Annotated in this window: 17 protein-coding genes and 2 pseudogenes; 9 read left to right on the top strand and 10 right to left on the bottom strand. The window is 46.0% G+C overall.

Translation table 11 applies throughout. From position 1 onward, the window contains the following. Positions 1 to 72: 72 nt before the first annotated feature. Genes QT996_RS25920 through QT996_RS25910 form a run of 3 tightly spaced genes read right to left on the bottom strand, consistent with a single transcriptional unit; the run spans position 73 to position 900 of the window. Positions 73 to 351, bottom strand: a complete 279-nt coding sequence (locus QT996_RS25920) for a DUF5615 family PIN-like protein (protein ID WP_333050131.1) — start codon at positions 349 to 351, stop codon at positions 73 to 75. Positions 352 to 386: 35 nt separating this feature from the next. Beyond that, positions 387 to 707 carry a DUF433 domain-containing protein gene (locus tag QT996_RS25915; protein ID WP_333050130.1) on the bottom strand — a complete coding sequence of 107 codons (321 nt, stop codon included), beginning with the start codon at positions 705 to 707 and terminating at the stop codon, positions 387 to 389. A 37-nt stretch (positions 708 to 744) separates the two neighbouring features. Next, positions 745 to 900 carry a hypothetical protein gene (locus QT996_RS25910; RefSeq protein ID WP_333050128.1) on the bottom strand — a complete coding sequence of 52 codons (156 nt, stop codon included), beginning with the start codon at positions 898 to 900 and terminating at the stop codon, positions 745 to 747. A gap of 193 nt (positions 901 to 1,093) precedes the next feature. On the opposite strand from QT996_RS25910, the gene QT996_RS25905 reads away from it, so the two are divergent. Beyond that, positions 1,094 to 1,981, top strand: coding sequence for an aspartoacylase (locus QT996_RS25905; RefSeq protein WP_333050126.1), 888 nt, complete (start codon positions 1,094 to 1,096; stop codon positions 1,979 to 1,981). Positions 1,982 to 2,189: 208 nt separating this feature from the next. Here the strand turns inward: QT996_RS25905 and QT996_RS25900 are convergent, their stop codons facing one another. Continuing rightward, positions 2,190 to 2,906, bottom strand: a complete 717-nt coding sequence (locus tag QT996_RS25900; RefSeq protein WP_333050123.1) for a phosphatase PAP2 family protein — start codon at positions 2,904 to 2,906, stop codon at positions 2,190 to 2,192. A gap of 160 nt (positions 2,907 to 3,066) precedes the next feature. Here QT996_RS25900 and QT996_RS25895 point away from each other — a divergent pair, with 160 nt between their 5' ends. After that, on the top strand, positions 3,067 to 4,146 hold the full coding sequence (locus tag QT996_RS25895; RefSeq protein WP_333050122.1) for a M23 family metallopeptidase: 1,080 nt from the start codon (positions 3,067 to 3,069) through the stop codon (positions 4,144 to 4,146). Positions 4,147 to 4,385: 239 nt separating this feature from the next. Continuing rightward, a complete protein-coding gene (locus tag QT996_RS25890; RefSeq protein ID WP_333050120.1) occupies positions 4,386 to 4,967 on the top strand; it encodes a hypothetical protein in 582 nt (193 codons plus the stop codon). Between the two features lie 184 nt (positions 4,968 to 5,151). Here QT996_RS25890 and QT996_RS25885 read toward each other — a convergent pair whose 3' ends face one another. Further along, a complete protein-coding gene (locus QT996_RS25885; RefSeq protein WP_190662685.1) occupies positions 5,152 to 5,385 on the bottom strand; it encodes a hypothetical protein in 234 nt (77 codons plus the stop codon). A 193-nt stretch (positions 5,386 to 5,578) separates the two neighbouring features. Here QT996_RS25885 and QT996_RS25880 point away from each other — a divergent pair, with 193 nt between their 5' ends. Then, positions 5,579 to 7,741, top strand: a complete 2,163-nt coding sequence (locus QT996_RS25880) for a flavin-dependent dehydrogenase (RefSeq protein WP_333050118.1) — start codon at positions 5,579 to 5,581, stop codon at positions 7,739 to 7,741. A gap of 45 nt (positions 7,742 to 7,786) precedes the next feature. On the opposite strand, the gene QT996_RS25875 is transcribed toward QT996_RS25880, so the two are convergent. The 3 genes from QT996_RS25875 to QT996_RS25865 form a co-directional block, all read right to left on the bottom strand. Beyond that, positions 7,787 to 9,121 (bottom strand): hypothetical protein, encoded by a 1,335-nt coding sequence (locus QT996_RS25875; RefSeq protein WP_333050116.1) that lies wholly within the window; start codon positions 9,119 to 9,121, stop codon positions 7,787 to 7,789. A 274-nt stretch (positions 9,122 to 9,395) separates the two neighbouring features. Next, entirely contained in the window at positions 9,396 to 10,058 is a 663-nt protein-coding gene (locus QT996_RS25870; protein ID WP_333050114.1) for a (2Fe-2S) ferredoxin domain-containing protein, read from the bottom strand. A 67-nt stretch (positions 10,059 to 10,125) separates the two neighbouring features. Further along, on the bottom strand, positions 10,126 to 10,377 hold the full coding sequence (locus QT996_RS25865; protein WP_333050112.1) for an Asr1405/Asl0597 family protein: 252 nt from the start codon (positions 10,375 to 10,377) through the stop codon (positions 10,126 to 10,128). A 354-nt stretch (positions 10,378 to 10,731) separates the two neighbouring features. On the opposite strand from QT996_RS25865, the gene QT996_RS25860 reads away from it, so the two are divergent. Continuing rightward, entirely contained in the window at positions 10,732 to 11,274 is a 543-nt protein-coding gene (locus QT996_RS25860) for a Dps family protein (RefSeq protein ID WP_333050111.1), read from the top strand. Between the two features lie 131 nt (positions 11,275 to 11,405). On the opposite strand, the gene chlP is transcribed toward QT996_RS25860, so the two are convergent. After that, complete coding sequence (gene chlP, locus QT996_RS25855) at positions 11,406 to 12,626, bottom strand: geranylgeranyl reductase (RefSeq protein WP_333050110.1); 1,221 nt, start codon at positions 12,624 to 12,626, stop codon at positions 11,406 to 11,408. Positions 12,627 to 12,847: 221 nt separating this feature from the next. Between chlP and yidD the strand changes: the two are divergent. From yidD to QT996_RS25840, 3 genes and pseudogenes are all read left to right on the top strand, one after another. Continuing rightward, positions 12,848 to 13,072, top strand: a pseudogene (gene yidD / locus QT996_RS25850) (membrane protein insertion efficiency factor YidD); the annotation flags it as partial. Between the two features lie 154 nt (positions 13,073 to 13,226). Beyond that, positions 13,227 to 13,499 (top strand): hypothetical protein, encoded by a 273-nt coding sequence (locus tag QT996_RS25845; protein ID WP_333050132.1) that lies wholly within the window; start codon positions 13,227 to 13,229, stop codon positions 13,497 to 13,499. A gap of 123 nt (positions 13,500 to 13,622) precedes the next feature. Further along, complete coding sequence (locus QT996_RS25840) at positions 13,623 to 14,015, top strand: hypothetical protein (protein ID WP_333050108.1); 393 nt, start codon at positions 13,623 to 13,625, stop codon at positions 14,013 to 14,015. Between the two features lie 79 nt (positions 14,016 to 14,094). Here the strand turns inward: QT996_RS25840 and QT996_RS25835 are convergent. Further along, a pseudogene (locus QT996_RS25835) lies at positions 14,095 to 14,798 on the bottom strand (IS1 family transposase); the annotation flags it as partial. Positions 14,799 to 15,001: 203 nt separating this feature from the next. Between QT996_RS25835 and QT996_RS25830 the strand changes: the two are divergent. Continuing rightward, the gene (locus QT996_RS25830) at positions 15,002 to 20,371 is read left to right on the top strand and encodes an AAA family ATPase (RefSeq protein ID WP_333050106.1); all 5,370 of its coding nucleotides are present in this window, start codon (positions 15,002 to 15,004) and stop codon (positions 20,369 to 20,371) included. The last annotated feature ends 183 nt before the right edge of the window (positions 20,372 to 20,554 follow it).

The following is a 20,554-nucleotide window of genomic DNA, read 5'->3' as shown; positions in this document are numbered from 1 at the left end:
TCGCTGGCATTTATAATTATGAACTTTCTTTAAAGACTAAATTAGAGATCGCCTGAGACTTTCGCAAGAGGTCTAATCGAACAGCGAATCAACATCCTGAACATAGGCATGAAGAATAGTAACTTGTCCCAAGTAATCTCGATCGTCTTTACACACAATAATTCCTGCATGATGTTCACCGCGACGGTGTAGCGCCACAAAATCATCGCGATTGAAGCTAATTACCGCCCGATTTTGTTCAGTAGCAAATCGGAGAACCTCGTCATCAGCAATCCCTTGATTCGCTTGACCAGCATCATAGGAAGTTAAAACATCACAGTCAAGGCTACGCAAATGCTCGACCATTGCGATCGGGAAATTTTCACTCTTAATACAGCCTCACCCTTTCAATCATCGGTTTGATGAGAAACAATAATGCGATCGATTTCTTCCCGGTGGCGATCGTAATAACGCCAAGCATTCTCTAAATCGCGATCGTCCAAGACTGGATAATTCTGAAATAACTCAGCCTCATCAGCCCCCTGTTGGTGAAGCGAAACCAGTGTCCAAACAGGAATGCGGGTGTTGCGAATCCGGGCATTTCCTCCACAGACTCCAAGCGTACTCTGAATCGCCCTAGCCGAGAGTTTTTCTTGAAACAGCAAACTCTCTTCAGGTGTCAGCGACTCAATGACTTGAATTAAGGAGTCAACCAACTGAATGTTCATAGCTGGTAATTTACGGAATATATAATAGTGCGATCGATCAAACTATCATACCAAATTTCCCCAACGCCAACCTCTCAAGCGGAGCGCACTTGCCTATCTCCGGCGGCAATTCCTCGAACCCTGCCAAATCCAATTCTGTCTGGCCCTCATCCGCAGCTTTGTCGATTAACTGCAACAACTCCTCTGGCGTCATATCCTTTATCTCTCGGTAGTCTTCATTTTATTGTGACAGGCTCAGATAAACTGGGTTTCCAAGGTCTGCGTGTGATACCTACTTACTTAAACTTTAGATAATCTAAATATAAACACATAATAAACCTCAATCTCCTGTTTTTTACCCACAGATGACAAAGGGTGGTACGCTGGGGATAGGAAGTTATTTGTCTATGAACCAAATTAAACGTGTTGCCATAGTGGGAGGAACCCACGGAAACGAACTCACAGGAATTTACCTCGTGAAGAAATTCGAGCGCGCGCCACAGTTAATTGGGCGATCGACTTTTGAAACAATCGCCCTGCTAGCCAATCCCAAAGCTTGCGAAATCGGGACACGCTACATCGATATCGACCTCAACCGCTGCTTTAGAAAGCAAGATTTAGAAAATCCCCATCTCTCCAGCTATGAAGCGCAGCGGGCGAAAGAAATCTACCGCATTTTTACTTCAAAAAACACTCATCTGCCCAACGTAATTATCGATTTGCACAGCACCACATCCAACATGGGGCTAACATTTATTCTCGCCAGCCATCATCCATTTAACCTGCAGCTAGCAGCTTATTTAACCTCAGTGTATCCCCACCTCAAGGTACTCGCTTCTACAACCAAGAATCATGATAGTCCTTTGCTGCGATCGCTTTCGGTATTAGGCGGTACGCTGGAAGTTGGTGCAGTGCCGCAAGGCGTATTAGATGCGTCTTTATTTCAGCAAACTGAGCAATTAGTCTGCCGAATTTTAGACGGCGTAGAAGCCTACAATCAAGGCACAATGCCTGCTGCAAAGAATCCCCTGACTATTTATCACACCATTGGGGCGATCGACTATCCCAGAAACGAAAAGGGAGAAATTCAGGCAATGATTCATCCTCAGCTACAATCCAGAGATTATGAAGCCCTGAATCCCGGCGATCCGATGTTTTTGACCTTTGATGGCGAGTCGGTCTGGTATGAAGGTAAATCGACGGTATATCCAATTTTTATTAACGAGGCGGCTTACTACGAAAAAGGAATTGCCATGTGTTTGACCCAAAAGCAAATTGTTCTTAATAGTTTGTAGTGAGGAATGCAAGTCCTCGGATTTGTAAGAGGACTGAAGTCCGAACGATCGAACCTTGTTTATTTTTATTGGTGATAGTAAGGAATGCAATTTCTCGGATGGGAAAAAAAACTGAAGTCCGAAGGATTGAACCTTGTTTATTGTTGGGTGTAAGGAATGCAATTAATCGGAATTTTATGAGGACTGAAGTCCTCACTACGAAGCTCATTTATTGTTCTTGATCGGTTAAATTATGGGAGTCAGGCGACAAAAAATTCTCTTCAGGAACTGGACGAGAATCATGAAACTGCTTCCATACTTCCAAACTTAAAATGCAGGCAATCAGCCATATAAAACCAGCCATATAACCAGCAATAACATCGGTAGGCCAGTGAACTCCGAGATAAAGCCTGCTCAAACCAATAGCAGCAATTAATACAACTGTCAAGCTGTAAATCCACCAGCGCTGCTTGGGAAAACGGGAACCCAATAAATATCCCAGCAAACCGTAAACAACCATTGAAATCATGGCGTGCCCGCTAGGAAAACTGTAAAATTTCACCTCAACCGCGCGCTCCCAAAGTTGAGGTCGAGCGCGTGCAAACAGTTGTTTTAAGAGTATATTTAAACCGAGCGCCCCTGCGCCCGTAACTGCAATAGTTGTGGCTTCGGAGTTATGTTTGCGCCACCACAAGATAATACCCAAACTGACGCTCAGGGCTAGCAGCAAATTTGGCTCCCCCAAAAATGTAAAGGCGAGCATGATGCGATCGCGCAGCGGAGTGTGAAGGCTCCTAAGATATAGTAAAATAGATTTATCGAAAGCGTAGGTTTCCTTTTCCAAAACCTCTTGGGCAAGGGTGGCAAATCCCCACATCGCCAAAGCAGCAACAGCAAGCCCGGACAGCCGAATGATCGAAATGAGCGATCGAATTTTAGAGCGCATTCTTGAAGTAATTAAAATTTTAAAAGTTCAAACTCAAAATAATATAACAAATATAGGAAACGAAAAAGCCTTACCAATCGTCTAGATTCTTGCTCCCCTCTATTCTGAATCATTAATTGATTTTTCACTACCCACCTCAGCTTTTACATCTAACCAGCGAATGACTATACTATCAAAAAAATACATTTCTGCAATTTTGTTGGTCTTGGGGTTGACAAGTCTTTCTAGTTGTGATAGTGACAGCGGAGTAAGTGCGCCGATCGCCGAAGCCCACACGATCGCCCAGCGTCTCGTTTCGACCGCAGTCGCCCAAAAGCCGAACAACCCGCAATTCGGTCAACCGATAGACTGTACCCTAGGCAAAGACTGTTTTGTATTGCTGTATTTCGATCGAGAACCCGGCCCCACCGCCGTCGATTTTGGCTGCGGGCGCCAAACCTACGACGGGCACGACGGCACAGACTTTGCCATTCCCGACGCCAAAGCAATGGCAAAAGGAGTTCCAGTTATTGCCTCCGCTGCAGGCAAAGTTTTGCGATCGCGAGATGGTGTGGTCGATCGGCGTTTACAAAACGATACAGACAAAGCCAGCATCGCAGGCACAGAATGCGGCAACGGCATGGTAATCGACCACGGCGGTGGTTGGGCAGCCCAATACTGCCACCTCCGCAAAGGCAGCGTTGCCGTCAAACCGGGTACGCAGGTACAAAAAGGCACAGTTTTGGGCATGGTGGGAAACTCTGGGATGGCCTCTTTCCCCCACGTACACGTAACTTTTCGCTATCAAGGCAAACCCGTAGATCCGTTTGTCGGGCCAGACGCGAAGGTAGGCTGCAACACCGCCCGCAATCCAATTTGGGACAAGCCGATCAACTATATTTCCACAGGTTTAATCCGGGCTGGTTTTGCCAATAAGCCACCCGATATTAACGCTGTCTGGGAAGGACAATTTTCCGAGACTCAACTCCCTGCAAACAGTCCAGCTTTGTTGTTTTGGGTGCAAAGTTACGGAGTGCTCAAGGGCGATCGCGAACAATACAAATTATTTGCACCCAACGGCACAAACATTGCCGATCAGACCAATGAAATTAAAGCCCCCAGCCGCACTTGGTTGGGTTATGTCGGCAAAAGAAACAGTACGAATTCTCCTCTGACTCCCGGAGTTTGGCGGGCCGAATATCGGTTGACTCGGGGCGATCGAGTTTTAGCAGAAGTCAAGCGAGAAGTTGAGTTGCGGTAGTGGATAAGTTCTACAATAGACGAGCAATTGCATAAATCTTTCATTGATACAGAAACCGCAGATGTAAGGCAGATAAACACAGATAAACGCAGATGTATTCAAGGTAGGAAAGCGAGACGTTTAAGTGAGTCCCGGTTAATTTAAACTCTTGTGGGGTGGGCACGGGAGCCCGCCCTAAAAATCAAAACTAAATACACAAAACCTTAAGAATGTCATACAGTCAATTCACCAACCTAGAAATGATTGAAACCAACTTTGGCATAACCATTGCTGACAAAGTTGGTATTTTTGCCAATTTACCCGAATCCGAGTATAGCGACCTTCTCAGTCAAACTCTGCAAGAAAATATTTCTTTGGCTTTAGCAATTAATACTGAAAAAGCTCGCTCCGAATTAATTGTTACACCTATTTTAGTAGAAGTTAGAAAGCAGTTTAAGTATCAAATTAGCTTTTTCTCGGGAAAAGAGTTTAATGTAGATTTAGAAAAAGGATTAACTGGTTTCTGTGACTTTCTGATTAGTCGTTCTCCCGAACAACTACTAATAAAAGCCCCGGTTGTCGCCTTGGTTGAAGCTAAAAATGATAATATCCAAGCTGGACTTCCACAATGTATGGCAGAAATGATTGCCGCTCAAATATTTAATGAAAGAAGAAACAATAATATTTCCGAAATATATGGGGTGGTCACAACAGGGACAAATTGGAAATTTTTACGACTTAGCAATCAAATTATGGAAGTCGATCTAAATGATTATTTCATTGATAATATTAGTCAAATTATTGGCATTTTAAAATATTTAATAAATGCGGCGAACCTCTGAAACTTCAGCTATATTGAAACGCATCTGCGTTTATCTGCGTTTATCTGGGGTTTCCCGATCGAAGATTTATGCAATAAGTCTATAATTTTTACACGATCGCAAATTCTACCGGACAATATAGCTGTCATCAGCTTATTGTCGTCGGCTCGATCACGTTGGGAAGAATGCTTTGGATGTTGACAATTTAGGGCAAATTGTTCCAAGCTTGAGCCACAATGTCGCTCAGCCATAGCCTCTGAGCAAAATCGAGCAGATTGTCGTCCGCGAGTACCTCAGCCTTCAATTCATCCAAAGACTGAGATCGCGATCGAGCTATTTGAATCACACCCGCGATCGCCGACGCCACCAATTCTTCATTCAGTGGCTGCTGTCGCAAAGCAATCATTTCTTGAGGATTCGTAGGAATGGGATAATTCATGAGATTGCATACCGAAAGGAGTAGATATTCAGCCACTGCGGGCCAACCGAGAGCAAGAGCGATCGAAAACCTAAAAATCTGAGAACATTGTAAACTTATTTAAAACTAAATAAGTATTCGGGAGTATAGCCTACTTTGCTCCCTTGTCAACTCCCCCATCTTTATTAATTTATTCAGAATTGACACCGTAATCATGCAAGAAATTCTTTATCTAGAAGTCCCCACACCAGATACAGCAGCCGTCTGCACTTGGTTGCAGCACGAATTCGATCCCGGAATCGGAGAAAAAATTATTACTCCTGACGGTTTTCGCCTGCTTTCAAACGTAACAGCACCCGAGGTTATGTTGTCGGGCACTCAAAATGCCAATCCCAAACCCTCCTTCGCTGACAGCAATTCAGGAAACCAAAATTGGCGATCGACAGAACTTTCCACCTTTGTCTGGTCACTGCAGCGCACCACTTATTTAAAAGTCTTTCGTCTAGAAGAGGCGCCTGCGGGAGAAAAAAAGTTCCTGGAAACTCTGAATCTTGCTGTGAGAAACAAGTTTCCCGATCGCTACCCCGAGCCCCCTGTCATAGACCTCTCAAAACAGTCAATTTTTGACGCTCTGGCCCCCTATTACCCCCTGACCGTCAAATACTTCCAAAAAATGCCTGAAGGCGAATACGACCTCAAGCGCGTCTACTGGTGGGAGCAACGTTGGCGCGAAGGCACTCGCAATCCTCAAAAGCCCAAACAAGTAGTGTTTTTGAAGGAAGAGGGAACAGGGAAGAAGGAAGGAGGAAGAGGGAAGAAGGAAGAGGGAACAGGGAAGAGGGAAGAAGGTACAATTTCGGTGTCTGATTCTGGCGATACTTTTTATGACTTAATTTATATTGGCGGGGCCTTGGGAGTGATTCACGCCGCAGTCATGGCGAGATTGGGCTACCGGGTGCTGCTAGTTGAACGAATGCCTTTCGGGCGGATGAATCGCGAGTGGAATATTTCGCGAGACGAAATTCAAAGCTTAATTGATTTGGGTTTATTTACTGCTGCAGAAATCGAAACTTTGATTGCCAGAGAATATAAAGATGGCTACAACAAATTTTTTGATGCTAACAATCCACCCGTTGCTAAAGCGCCAGTTCTGCACACACCAAAGGTACTCAATGTAGCTTTGGACGGAGAGAAACTGCTGAATTTAGCGGGAGTTAAGCTAACAGAAGCTGGTGGGGAAATCTGGGACGAAACTGAGTTTATCCGAGCGGATGTTGAAGCAGAAAAAGTAGTATTTCAAGGCCACCACTTGCCGACAAAAGCCGATCGCACTGCATTAGGACGGCTGCTGGTGGATGCAATGGGTTCGGCTTCTCCCATCGCTTGGCAATTGAACGAAGGGCGGGCTTTTGACAGCGTTTGTCCGACGGTGGGAGCAGTCATCGACGCAGGATTTGAGCCGGGAGTGTGGGATTCCGAGTACGGGGATGTGCTTTACACTCACGGGGACATTTCTCGCGGACGCCAGCTCATTTGGGAGTTGTTTCCCGGCGCCGGCACAGAACTGACAGTTTATCTATTTCACTACCACCAAGTACATCCAGAGAATCCCGGTTCTTTGCTGGAAATGTACGAGGATTTTTTCGCAATTTTACCAGAATACCGCCGCTGCGATGTCGATAAATTGGTGTGGAAAAAACCGACCTTTGGTTATATTCCCGGGCATTTTAGCAGCAACAGCAGCGATCGCTCCGTGGCGATAGATCGCCTAATCTCGATCGGCGACGCAGCATCCTTGCAATCTCCCCTTGTTTTCACCGGCTTCGGCTCTCTTATCCGCAATCTTTTTCGCTTAACAGACCTTTTGGATACAGCATTAAAGCACAATTTGTTGACGGCAAATCACTTAAACCAAATTCGCGCCTACCAGAGCAATGTTTCCGTGACTTGGCTGTTTTCTAAAGGCATGATGGTTCCTACCGGCAGCAGTTTGCCACCCCAAAGAATTAATTCAATTCTCAATACCTTTTTCGGTATTTTGGCAGGACAAAAACTCACCGTAGCCGAAACTTTTATTAAAGACAGAACCGACTGGCTAACTTTCAATCGACTGGCGATCGAAGCAGCCGGAAAAAACCCTTCTCTCCTCTTGTGGATTTTAGATTTTGTCACCTTGGGGGATATTTGGCGCTGGCTGGGAAGTTACTTGAGTTTTACTCTGCTGGCTTTGGCCAGTTTGCTGTTCGGATGGCTTCCCAGCTTCGCCCGCAGAGTACAGCCTTGGTTGGAACCCCGGTATCCGGCTGTTTGGCTGTGGCTGTTGGCTACCAGCTATGCTCTCACCTACGGCATGGGAAAAGGGAGAAAAGAGTTTTGAGTTTTGAGTTTTGTCTCAAAACTCAAAACTAGCAACTTCCGTTCACTATCGAAAACTCGGCAATTCAATTTCAGCTAGCGATCGACGTTTTTTAGAAGCCCGCAGCGGACTGGCAATCAAGCTCAGCCAGTCGGGTTGGGCAACTGCTGTAGCTTTTGCCACACTCGATCGCACTTCTTGAATGCCAAAGGTTTCAACGGAGTTCAAAATTTGAAAAGCCCTGGCTAATTCTTGCGTGTCCGCTTTGGTAGCAGCAGTTTCGGGTTCAGACTCAGCCATCGGCAGTTCAGGTTCCGCAACCGCAGGGGCCGAGTCAGGTGCCGGCTCATGAGGCTGGTAGGTTTCGGTCTCCTGTAATTGAATGGCGGATACTTGGGCTAATTTGTTGAGTTCTAGAGGGGCTGGGGATTCAGGCTCGATCGCCTCGACAACAGCGGCTACCTCTGGATTCTCTTCGGTTTCCGACCAAGGTTGGACAGGGGAAGCGTTAAAGGCTGGCGGCAGCGGAACTTGAGAGCTTTTGACCGCCGCGAGCAATGATTCTAATTGCGCGCTGGCGCTATCCTCTGCATTGTCAGGCGACTCGATCCTCGGTGACTTTACCTGTGGCCTGTCCAAACTTCTTTCCAAGGCAGCTTTGAATTGCAGGGTGTGGCGCTGCTGCCGGTGCAAGCGGGCTCGCAATTCCCTGCAAATATTTTCTGTGGCGACTAACTGGTGCAACTGTTCGTTGTAGCGCTGCACAGTAGACGCACATTCTCGCTCAACAGTCGCTAGCCTGACTTGGCTGGTTGCCAACTGACTTCTTAAATTTTCGACTAAAATTTCTTGACTTTGGAGGGTTTGATGGGAAACTTCCACTTTGCCAAACAGCCGCGTCAATTGTTCTTGAGTATTTTCGAGTTCTGCAGTCCGCTGTTCTAGCAAAGTTTCGCGATTCTGCAAGGTGTTTTGGGACTCTTCGAGAGCTGTTTCTAGCTGCGCGATGCGCTGCAAAAGGTCGCGGTTGCATTCGTGCAGCGCTTGCATGAGGGTGACTGGGGTTGATCCTTTGCCCTTAGCCTGTTCGGCATTCCCAAGCATATTTTTTAGATTCTCTGAAATCGGGGGCGATCCCACCTCAGTCGGCTGTGTCGGAGATTGCGAATTTTTTGTTTCAGGTTTTGTGGGAATTGCATCTACACTGATGGCGTTGGGAAAATCTACTGTTTGCCAGTCTTCTTCTGGCTGTTGGGGAACGGTTGCAGGAGTGTCTGTCGCATCGGAGGCGATCGGCTCAAAACCCCCAGCAGCAGCAAAATTTGATTGCAATGGTTCGGTATCGGATGGAACAGCAGGGTGCGGTTGGTGCTGATGGGCTCGAAGATCAGCTTCTGACATGGCTTTTTATCCCAATACTCACAGTGTCTCAGATACAGTCTATCCTTAGATATTCTCCCGAAGGAAGCCCCTAAGTAATAGTTGTTGTCATTTTTTCTGTTTTTTCGGACAATAGCCTCTGAATCGAGTCGCGCGATCGAACTACAAGCCAAACTCAAATTCAGGCGTAAGATGCGCCTATGAGCACCCTACAGACGTGAGTTTTGGGTCCAGAGTCCTATCAAAATAATTTTTCCTGATGTCTAACGCACTGTTTCGGTATGCGTGCGATCGCCTAAGCTTTAACAACTGCAAAATGTTTGTCAATGATTGCTGGAACTTCTGCCGGTGCAATGCGGCTGTAGCGAGTTTTGTCCGGCATCACAACTATAACTGGGCCCGCTTTGCACTGTTTGAGACATCCGGTTCCCTGAACTGTAACTTGGTCTTCTAAACCGCGCGAATTCAAAGCATTTTCTAAAGCTTTACAGACTCCTCCAGCGCCCCGCTTCTGGCAGTCTGATTTTTGACATATTAATATTTTGGTTTGGGTTTTTGCCGGAGATTTTACAGTTTGAGCTGCTGTGGAAGAGGAGAATTCGCTTTTGCCGATCGCGCGATCGTCGGATGTCCCTACCGCAACAGACCCATTGGTGGAGTCGAGCAGTTCTGGCGATCGATCGTTTTGACCTTGAGCCAGCTTAAGGCTGCGAGCTTTAAGTTTTATTTTACCGTTTTTTAAATTGAGTTCTTTCTCACCTACAACTTGAACTTTCAACCCGGGCGTCAAAACAGGTAACAGAAATGACCGCAATTCCTTGGAAAGTTTAACAAGAAATTCTACTCCGCGAGCATTGCTAATTCGCAAATATTTAAGTTTGCAGCCATCTTCAATAATCAGGCCGAGGATTTCTCCCTCTAAACTGAATTCGGAAACTTGCTTGCCAGATTTATACATTGTTATGACTCCTTTAAATCGGTTACATCCGTTACATCTTGTACACTGCTCGTGGCCAAACTTCCTTCTAGCTTGAGCTCATTTGCCAGCAGCACTCCAGCCACTGCACCTGTTCTGCCCTAGAAGCGCTGACTTGTTTCAACACGCTGATTAGCTGAGCAGCTTGCTTAATAGTGTTGATTTTTGCCCGCAAAGGTTGGTCAACGGCACACCAGCAGGGAATTTCGAGTTCTTGCAAGCGTTTGTAAACTTGCCACCTATCTAGCCAACTAACTTGCACAATCTCACAAACTTCTAATTCTGCATCTGCTGGATTCATTTTTTGACAACAGTAATAATTTGCATTAATTTTTTCCCTGACTGGTAGCCTGCAGAAGTTAAAAGCTAGATTTCCCAAAATCATCAAGGATTATCAACAGCCCTTCTGAAAAATTCGGCCTTTTGCCTTCTGCCTTCTGCCTTCTGAAGGTGCGCCCCACTTTCAGGAAGTGTTCAGAACGAGAATCTTTTTTAAGCATAACCCAACTGCTAATTATTCTCAATAGGTTTACAAAAAAAAATTCCTACTCTATAAAATCTTCCACTATCGAGGCAGACGCTGCTTGACGGGTAAATCTAGGGTGCTAAACTGACTCTATTGGCAACAAAACTGCCTATTGAGAGGAGAACACCCATGGCCCAGACTCAGAGTGCATTGAGACCATTTGGCCACATAGCCGAAAACCCTGTTCTACTGGAACATTCAGTCACAGCACCGATTTGTGAAGGGATGAACGCGCTGCTGGCTAGTTTTCAGGCTTTATACCTGCAATATCAAAAACATCATTTTGTGGTGGAAGGGGCAGAATTCTACTCCTTGCACCAATTCTTTCAAGAAAGCTACGCAGAAGCTCAAGATAGCGTCCACGAGTTGGGCGAACGGTTAAACGGGTTGGGCGGCATACCAGCAGCGGGTTTTAGCAAGTTAGCCGAACTGTGCTGTTTCGAGCCGGAACCAGACGGCGTGTATTCCTGCCGCCAAATGCTAGAACACGATTTGACAGCCGAACAAGCTATTATAGTTTTGCTGCGCCGTCAAGCAGGACAAGCAGAAAGTTTGGGCGATCGAGCTACGCGCTACCTCTACGAAAAAATCCTGCTAAAAACAGAAGAGCGGGCTTATCACATTTCTCACTTCCTCGCCCCCGATACCTTAGTGCAGTTGAACTTGAACTAACAATTCTTCTTCTTCCTCTTCTTCCTTCGCGCCCTTAGCGCCTTCGCGGTTGGTTATCTGAACCCTAAAAAAAAGCGAGCAGTTTTGTGACTGCCCGCTTTTTTATACAAAGTGCGTTTATCCCCAGGAAATTAAGGCGCTAAAGCATTGCCACGCAACAAGCTACCAATGGTTTTGGCGGTAATCTTCATCTGGATGAAAGGATTTGCTGGTACTACTGTCTTATACAAGTAGCTATCGAAAGTGAGTTTCTGCACATCGCGATCGGCACACATTTCCACAAAAGCTTCGCGGGTAGCGTCGGAACGGTAGAACACGCGCTGCAAAATGTCGAGAACTTTGTAAGTAATGCCGTAGGCTTTATCCCACCGCTTCAGGTAAAGCTTAATTTCCTCTTCAGTCGGAATGCGCGCGCCTTTATTGGAAATCTCCACAATAGTTTCGGCGCACATCCGGCCAGACTTGGCTGCAAAATAGATACCTTCGCCGGAAGACTTGGTAACGTAACCTGCCGCATCGCCTACGAGAGCAACTCGGCCGACAACCCGGCGGGGACGCGGATGTTCTGGGATGGGGTGAGCTTCCACTTTAATAATCTCACCGCCCATCAGTTTTTTGGCAGCGCGGGCGCGGACTCCTGCTTGCAGCTTTTTGATACTGGCTTGATTGACTTTCATCGTGCCCGTACCGACGGCTACGTGGTCGTATTTGGGGAACACCCAAGCGTAGAAGTCGGTAGATACGTCGTCGCCGACGTACATTTCGGCTAAGTCTTGGTAGTAAGCCATTTTATCTTCCGGCAGGCGGATGCGTTCTTGGAAGGCGATCGCATAATTGTAGTCGCCAGCATCGATTGCCTTTGCTACGCGGGAGTTAGCGCCGTCGGCCCCAATCACCAAATCCACTTTCAGAGTTTTCTGAGTTCCCACAGCGGTGCCGTTGGAGTGGTCGGCATAGTGGAGTGTGTAGGGGTCAGTATTGTTGGCGGGAATCTCTAATGTGTGAACGGTGCCGTTAATCAGTTTCGCACCCAACGAAGCCGCCCGATCGCGCATGAAGCCATCGAGCACTTCCCGCCGGCACATACCGATGTATTCGTGTGCGTTTTCAATATTGATGTCCACCTCGACGTTGGAGGGGGAGATCATTTTCATTTTTCTGACTTGGCGGTCAATAATACTTTGCGGCAAGTCAAATTCGCTGACCATGCACAGGGGAATCGCCCCACCGCAGGGTTTGGCGTTGTCTAATTTACGCTCGAATAGGTATGTTTCGATGCCTGCTTTTACCAATGTTTCGGCGGCGGAAGAACCCGCAGGGCCTGAACCTACTACTGCAACCCTTAGTGTCAAAGCTTTTCTCTCCAGTTTTTTACTATAGGCATTACTCAGGTGTGATGGTATCACGGAGTTTGGATGCAGTGGCGTGAAGCAGGGGAGATTTCAATGAAATGAAACAGAGCTTAACAGTTCGATACGAAAATAGGCATCGCGCGAGGGATGGGGCGCGGGAATTGTTGAGCTGTTGGTTGTAGTTTTTAGCAGGAAGGAAATATCTAACGTATGGGAAACCAATGCAAACGCCTATTTTTGATGCAGCCCTCCGACAATTAGCTGTAGCTTCTATTAGCGGATACCAGAAACACATCTCCCCGAGAAAAGGGTTCTCTTGCGCTCACCGAGTGCTGTACGGGGGGGAGTCTTGCTCGCAGTATATCAAGGGCGCGATCACCAAATTGGGTTTGTTTGGGGCGATCAAAGCATCGCGCCGTCGGTTTGCGGCTTGCAAGCGCGCTAATCAAATCTTGAAAGCCCGGTTTAGCAGTGAATCTGGCAGTGATGACCCCAATTTCGAGGGTAACGATGAACCAAAATCCGATCGACCAAAATCTCAGGGGGGAACTCCTCGCAGAAGCTCTCAGGGTGAAAATTACTGTATTGAAGGGCTAGATTGTGGAATCTGGGAATGTTTTTCTGGGCTCGATTGTAGCGGCGCGGATTGTTCTGGGCTCGATTGTAGCGGCGCGGATTGTTCTGGACTCGATTGTAGCGGCGCGGATTGTTCGGGGCTCGATTGTAGTGGCGCGGATTGTTCGGGGCTCGATTGTAGCGGCGCGGATTGTTCTGGACTCGATTGTGGCGGCGCGGATTGTTCTGGGCTCGATTGTGGCTGCGCGGATTGTGGCAGTTGTTTCTAGTTTTACTCCCCAACCGCTCTCCAAATAGGTAAATTTTTTTTACTAAATGTAGGGGAATTTTCAGAGGGTGCGATCGCGATTGTCGATCGAACGCGGTGCAATAAGTTACATTTAAGTTACGTAAAGTTCCTATATAAAATTTCAAATTGCTATGCTCGGTAATTTTCAACAAAGCAACCTGCGGATTGAGCTTGAAGCTTCCGAAACAGCGATTAGAGACAGCTTGTTGCGTCCAACTCAATTGCAGCAGTGGCTGTGGCCGCAGCAGTTGTCTAGCGGTTTGCCGGAAGAATTTGCTCAAGGTTTGACCTTTACAAGTTGGCTAGGCCCCGTGGCAGTTCAGCATCACGTTGATATTGTTGAGCACAATTGTCTGCGGCTGTTATTGAGTCAGGGAATTGACGGATTTCACGAATGGTATTGGGGCGATGGTTGGGTGCAGTCTCGGTTGGAGGGAGTGTCGCTGCTGCCGCTGAATTTGGGGCAAACGGCTAGTTTACTCCGGCTGCGGGAGTTTGTAGCCGGGAAGGGTAAGGGGAAGTAGATAAATGACTCTCCAAAATCATTAGAACAAAGTCTGGTAGTCCTGCATAGGAACGAAAAATCCTAAACACTTTTAGGGGTAAAGAAGCGTTGTAATGATGGATAAAATACCAGAAAGCCCCCACATGATTGGATATCTTTATAGATAGATGAGAACAAAGTCTTTCTTACCAAACGAGATATCCTTTGCTGAAGGGTTTTATTGAATCTTTCGATATCAGAAGTTTTGCCAGTATCTTTCTCCAGAGATTTGTGTCGCTGGGGAAAGATTTTTTTTTAGAGCCTGCCCAAAAATCTGTATAATAGACGGCACATTGTCTGTCAACTACTGGGAGGGAATCCCAAAAACCTTTAGCACCCATTTCAACTCGACTTCGTATATACACCCCTAGAATTTCTTTGCTTAAGGCATCAATTGGCCGCTCTTTCCACTGCTTGTTCCCCTTATTGCCTAAAAACGACTACATTTCATCACGTTGGATCGTTAGCTTGCCTTGGTTTTTTGACTTTACTTGAACTTTCCGGGGGACTGATGCTAATTGTTGAAAAACACATAGTATTGGAATCAGCGGGGGGACACCCTCGTGACTTTGACAATCGCAACTCAAGATATTTTTTCTAATAAAAGCTGAGCTCTCAATTTTTTTGTTTCTTCTGAAATCCTTTGATGTCTCGGGTTTTAAACAAACTGCCTGTGACAATATATACATTTAAAGTTTTGCTGAGCGCTGGGGGTGGGACAATTTTTAACGATGTTTGGATAACCGAAACGGTGACAATTCATGGAGTTGAGAATTAACAAGGCTTAGGTACATCGCATGATAACTCCTTACCCTTACTCTGCCAGACTACCTGAAAGCCACTTCGCTGCCGAAAAACTAAGAGTGTGTTATAAGAACATAATTTGTTCCTTTCTAAAGCGCTATTCTCGACACAACGAACCCCGTGTGTTTCGACTTCGCGTTAATTTTTACCAAAAAAATAAATATGCTCTCCATTCCAGGTATTGCCGTCCAGAAGCTGCTTTACGAAAGTGCCAACTCTCTGGTTTACCGGGCTCTTCGGGAAGCGGATCGCCAACCGCTCATCCTCAAACTGCTCAAAGAAAGCTACCCCACACCTCAAGAATTGCTACGCTACCGCACCGAATACCGAATCACCCGAGAGCTGAAAGAGGCGGGAGTCGTGCAAGTTTATGACTTGCAAAAATACCAAAACAGCCTCGTAATTTTTGTGGAGGACTTTGGTGGGGAATCCTTGAAAATATGGATGCAGCAGCGAAAGTTTAGTCTAAAGGAATTTCTGCTTCTGGCGATCGCTGCCACTGAAACTTTAGGACAAATTCACAGCGCCAATATCATCCACAAAGATATTAACCCCTCAAATATTGTTTATAACCCGGAAACGGGACAGCTCAAAATTATCGACTTTGGCATTTCCACTCAGCTAACGCGAGAAATGCCAACCCTGAAAAATCCCAACGTTTTAGAAGGAACCCTCGCTTACATCTCTCCGGAACAAACTGGTAGGATGAATCGCTCTATCGACTACCGCACTGACTTTTACTCCCTCGGCGTCACCTTCTACGAATTGCTGACAGGAAAACTGCCTTTTGAGACAGAAGACGCTTTAGAGCTAGTTCACTGCCACATTGCCAGACAACCAGTTGCCCCGCACGAAATCAAGCCAGAAATTCCCGTAATTGTGTCTCAAATTGTCAGCAAGCTGATGGCGAAAAATGCGGAAAATCGCTATCAAACTGCATTGGGGCTCAAGCAGGACTTAGAAATGTGCCTGGTTCAATTACAAGAAACTGATAGTATAGAAGAATTTGACTTGGGAACGCTGGATCTTACAGACCATTTCCTGATTCCCGAAAAGTTATACGGTAGAGAAACAGAAGTTTTTCATCTATTAACTGCTTTTGAAAGAGTTCGTAATGCTAGTGCCGAAATGATGCTAGTAGCTGGCTTTTCTGGGATTGGTAAAACCGCAGTAGTGAATGAAGTGCACAAGCCGATCGCCCGACAGCGTGGCTATTTTATCAAAGGCAAATACGACCAATTCCAACGCAATATTCCTTTCAGTGCATTTGTGCAAGCATTTCGGGAATTGATGGGACAATTATTATCAGAAAGTGACGCTCAGTTACACAGGTGGAAAACCCTGATTCTCACCGCAGTAGGTGAGAGTGGGCAAGTCTTGATTGACGTAATTCCTGAATTAGAACACATCATTGGCGCTCAAAGTCCTGCACTAGAATTGTCGGGGAGTGCCGCCCAAAATCGCTTCAATCTGCTGATGCAGAAATTTGTGCAAGTATTTACCCAAGCAGAACATCCCTTAGTGATGTTTCTGGACGATTTGCAGTGGGCAGATTCGGCATCGCTGAAATTGCTACAACTGTTGATGGAGGATACGGGGCATCTGTTAGTATTGGGTGCTTATCGAGATAATGAGGTATCACCGGCTCATCCGTTTATGTTGACTGTGGATGAGATTGTGAAGTCGGGAGCCACGGTGAATACGATTACGCTGCAACCATTGAGTTTAGCAGATCTTAATCAGTTGGTAGCAGATACGCTGATTTGCGATTTATCCTTGGCCGGGCCCTTGACAGAATTGGTTTATCAAAAAACCCAAGGTAATCCCTTTTTCTCGACTCAATTCCTCAAGGCGTTGCATGAAGATGGTCAAATTATTTTTAACCCCCCTCAATCCCCTCTTAGTAAGGGGGGCAGTCAAGGGGGGTGGCAGTGCGATATTAATCAAGTTACATTTGCCGACGCCTCGGATGTGGTGGAGTTTATGGCGACGCAATTGCAGAAGTTGCCGAAAGAAACTCAGGATGTCCTAAAACTGGCGGCTTGCATTGGGGCGCAGTTTGATTTAGATACATTGGCAGTAGTCAGCGAAGAATTACCAGAAGAAACGGAATCAGCGCTGTGGAAAGCCTTGCAAGAAGGACTCATTTTAGTAATTTCAGAAGGCTATAACTTCATTCAAGCAGATGCTCAATCCCCCAATCAATCTGTTGCTAATCCCACTTATAAGTTCCTGCACGATCGCGTCCAGCAAGCGGCTTATTCATTGATTCCCGACGACCAAAAACAAGCCACTCATCTGAAAATAGGACAGTTACTGCTACAAAGTTCTTCCGAGATAGAAACAGAAGAAAAAATATTTGATATTGTGGGGCATTTAAATCAAGGAATTGAGTTAATCCATCCATTAAGTGAACGCTCAGACTTAGCCCAACTCAACTTAGAAGCTGGACGTAAGGCTAGAAATTCTACCGCCTACGCTGCAGCCAATATCTATCTACAAACGGGAATTGAGCTATTGACACCTCAATGCTGGCAAACTCAATATGAATTGGCGCTAAATCTTTATGTTGCTGCTGCTGAAATTGCCTATTTGAATGGTGACTTTGAGCGTATGGAACAGATGGCAGCACTGGTTTTGCAAGAAGCTCAGACGATTTTAGAGCGAGTTAAAATTTACGAAATTCAAATTGCCGCTCAGACAGCCCAGAGCAAGGTGTTAGAAACGATCGCAGTAGCAAGAGAGGCACTCTTACAATTGGGGATTGAACTCCCTGCCGAACCTGATCAAGCCAAGATTGGCAAAGCGCTACAAGCCCTTGCTGCCCTCCTCGGCGGCAGAAAGATTGAGGAATTGGTTGACCTACCTGTGATGACAAATCCACAGACTCAGGCAGCTATGCAACTGTCTGGTATGTTGTTTCCACCCATTTTCCAGGGAATGCCCGGTTTGCTGCCCCTGCTTAGCTCAACGATGGTGAGTTTATCGCTCTCCTTTGGGAATGCGCCCGCATCGACGGTGGGTTATGCGATGCACGGGATGGTGTTCTGTGCCTTTTTACAAGAGGTGGAAACGGGCTATGGCTTTGGGCAATTGGCACTTTCATTGCTCGATCGGTTGAATGTGCCCGAATTCAAGTCCACAGTTCTACTTTTGTTTGGTGGCTGGATTCAGCATCGCCAAGAATCTCTTTTGGCAACGATACCGACGCTGAAAGAGGGCTATAGGTTGGGCATGGAAACAGGCGACTTTGTAAACGCTGGGTACAACATATATATTTGCTTTTATACTTATTTATTCGCTGGGGTAGAACTAGACACTTGGGAACCAGAAATAGCAAATTACAGGGCTGTCATGGCGCAGTTGAAACAATATTCTGCTCGGGTTTATTTGGATATGATTCAGCAGACAGTGCAAAACTTGAGGGAAACCCGTATTCGGCCGGATTTGTTAATAGGCTCTGCCTACGATGAAACGGTGATGATTCCCAAGCACTATCAGGATAATGAATTCACGGCGATCGCCTGTGCCTGCATCTACAAACTGCTGCTTGCTTACTGCTATGGCAATTATACGGCTGCCCTAGACCACATTACCCAAGTCAAACAGTATTTGATGGGAGTATCTGGATCGGCTTTTGTTCCAATTTTTCATTTTTATGCCGCCCTGACGCACCTGGCACTTTTTCCCGCACAGCCAGCAGTTGAGCAAACTGAAATTATTGCCTTAGTGGGAACCCATCAAAGCACGCTGCAAAAGTGGGCGCAAAATGCTCCCATGAATTATCTGCATAAATGGTATTTAGTGGAAGCAGAACGGCAACGGGTGTTGGGCAATAAAGCCGAGGCGATTGAAATGTACGATCGCGCAATTGAAGGAGCCAAAGAAAACAAATATGTTAATGACGAAGCCCTGGCCAACGAACTAGCAGCAAAATTCTACGGGGAATGGGGCAAAACAAAAGTTGCTCAAGCCTACATATTTGAGGCGTATTATTGTTATGTTGACTGGGGAGCCACGGCTAAGGTAACAGATTTAGAAACGCGATATCCCCACTTATTCGCGGTAACTCAACCGGGAAGGAAAAATACTCAAACTACCGTAGCAATGACAACGACTGGTTCGGGTAATCACCTAGATATCACCGCAGTCATGAAGGCTTCTCAGGCGATTTCTGGAGAAATTATGCTAGATAAGCTACTGTCTAGCTTGATGAAAATTTTGATAGAAAATGCAGGGGCGCAACGAGGCTATCTGATTTTGTTAAGCCAGGGACAACTGTTCATTGAAGCTGAAGGGACAATCGATGACGAACTCGTTACCGTGTTGCAGTCAATCCCCGTTGAAACCTGTCAAGAACTTTCCTCCGCAATTGTCAATTATGTGAGCCGCACTCAAGAAAGCGTGGTACTAGATGATGCTGCCCGATCGGGACAATTTACCAACGACCGCCACATCCGAAAGCATCAGCCCAAATCAATTTTATGTGTGCCGCTGATTAATCAATCTCAAATCATTAGTATTGTTTACCTAGAAAATAATTTGACAGCGGGAGCTTTTACCCCAGAAAGAGTGGAAATATTAAAAGTTTTATCTGGACAAGCGGCGATCTCAATTCAAAATTCTAAGCTTTATACAGAAGTACGCGAAAATGAAAGCAGGCTGGCTCAACTAAACAAAGCTTACGAGCGATTTGTTCCCCATCAATTTCTCCAGTTTTTAGAGAAATCAAGCATCATTGATGTGGAATTGGGGGACCAAGTGCAGTTAGAAATGTCCGTGTTGTTTTCCGACATTCGTGATTTCACCACGCTTTCGGAAACTATGACGCCGGAGGATAATTTCAAATTTATCAATTCTTATCTCAGTCGCATGGAACCCGTGATTAATCAAAATAAGGGGTTTATTGATAAATATATTGGCGATGCGATTATGGCGCTGTTTAGCGGTGAGGCGGATAATGCGGTGAAAGCGGGAATTGCGATGCTGCACCGTCTCGCTGAATACAATGAATACTGCGCTAACGCTGGCTGTGCGCCGATTCAGATTGGGATTGGGATTAATACGGGTTCTTTGATGCTGGGAACTGTGGGAGGACCCAATCGCATGGACGGGACAGTCATCAGCGATGCGGTGAATTTAGCTTCTCGTGTGGAAAGTTTGACAAAAAATTATGGCGTTTCGCTGTTAATTACCCAGCCAACTTATGCGCGCCTGAAAAATCCATCCCAGTACACAATCCGCACTCTAGACACGGTAAAAGTCAAGGGAAAATCCGAAGCTGTGACGATTTATGAGGTGTTTGATGCAGATCCACCAGAAATTAAACAAGCCAAGTTAGCTACGCTGGAATTGTTTGCAGAAGCTAGGGTACTTTACTCGGAAGGGAAGTTATTTGAAGCGGCGCGGCTGTTTTCCGAGTGTTGGCGTCAGAATCCGGGCGATCGCGTTGCTAAAATTTACTGGGAACGCTGTGAGTCTGCATTGGTGACTCGCACAAAAATCAAAGACAGGCTACACAATTTAAATTAAGCGGTTGCTATACCTGAAAATCAAAGCAAAATGGCGATCGACTGTTGACGCACCATACAAATTAGGCGATCGAAATCGGGGCTACCACAAAGTATTTGCAGGCTACTAAGCTGTTGCACATTTAAACTGTGATACAAGCATTACCCTTATTTTTGATTTTGCGACCCCATTTAATTATTAATT

The sequence above is a fragment of the Microcoleus sp. S13C4 genome (genome assembly GCF_036700865.1).
Lineage (GTDB): Bacteria > Cyanobacteriota > Cyanobacteriia > Cyanobacteriales > Microcoleaceae > Microcoleus.
This window is presented reverse-complemented; position numbering and strand designations above follow the sequence as displayed.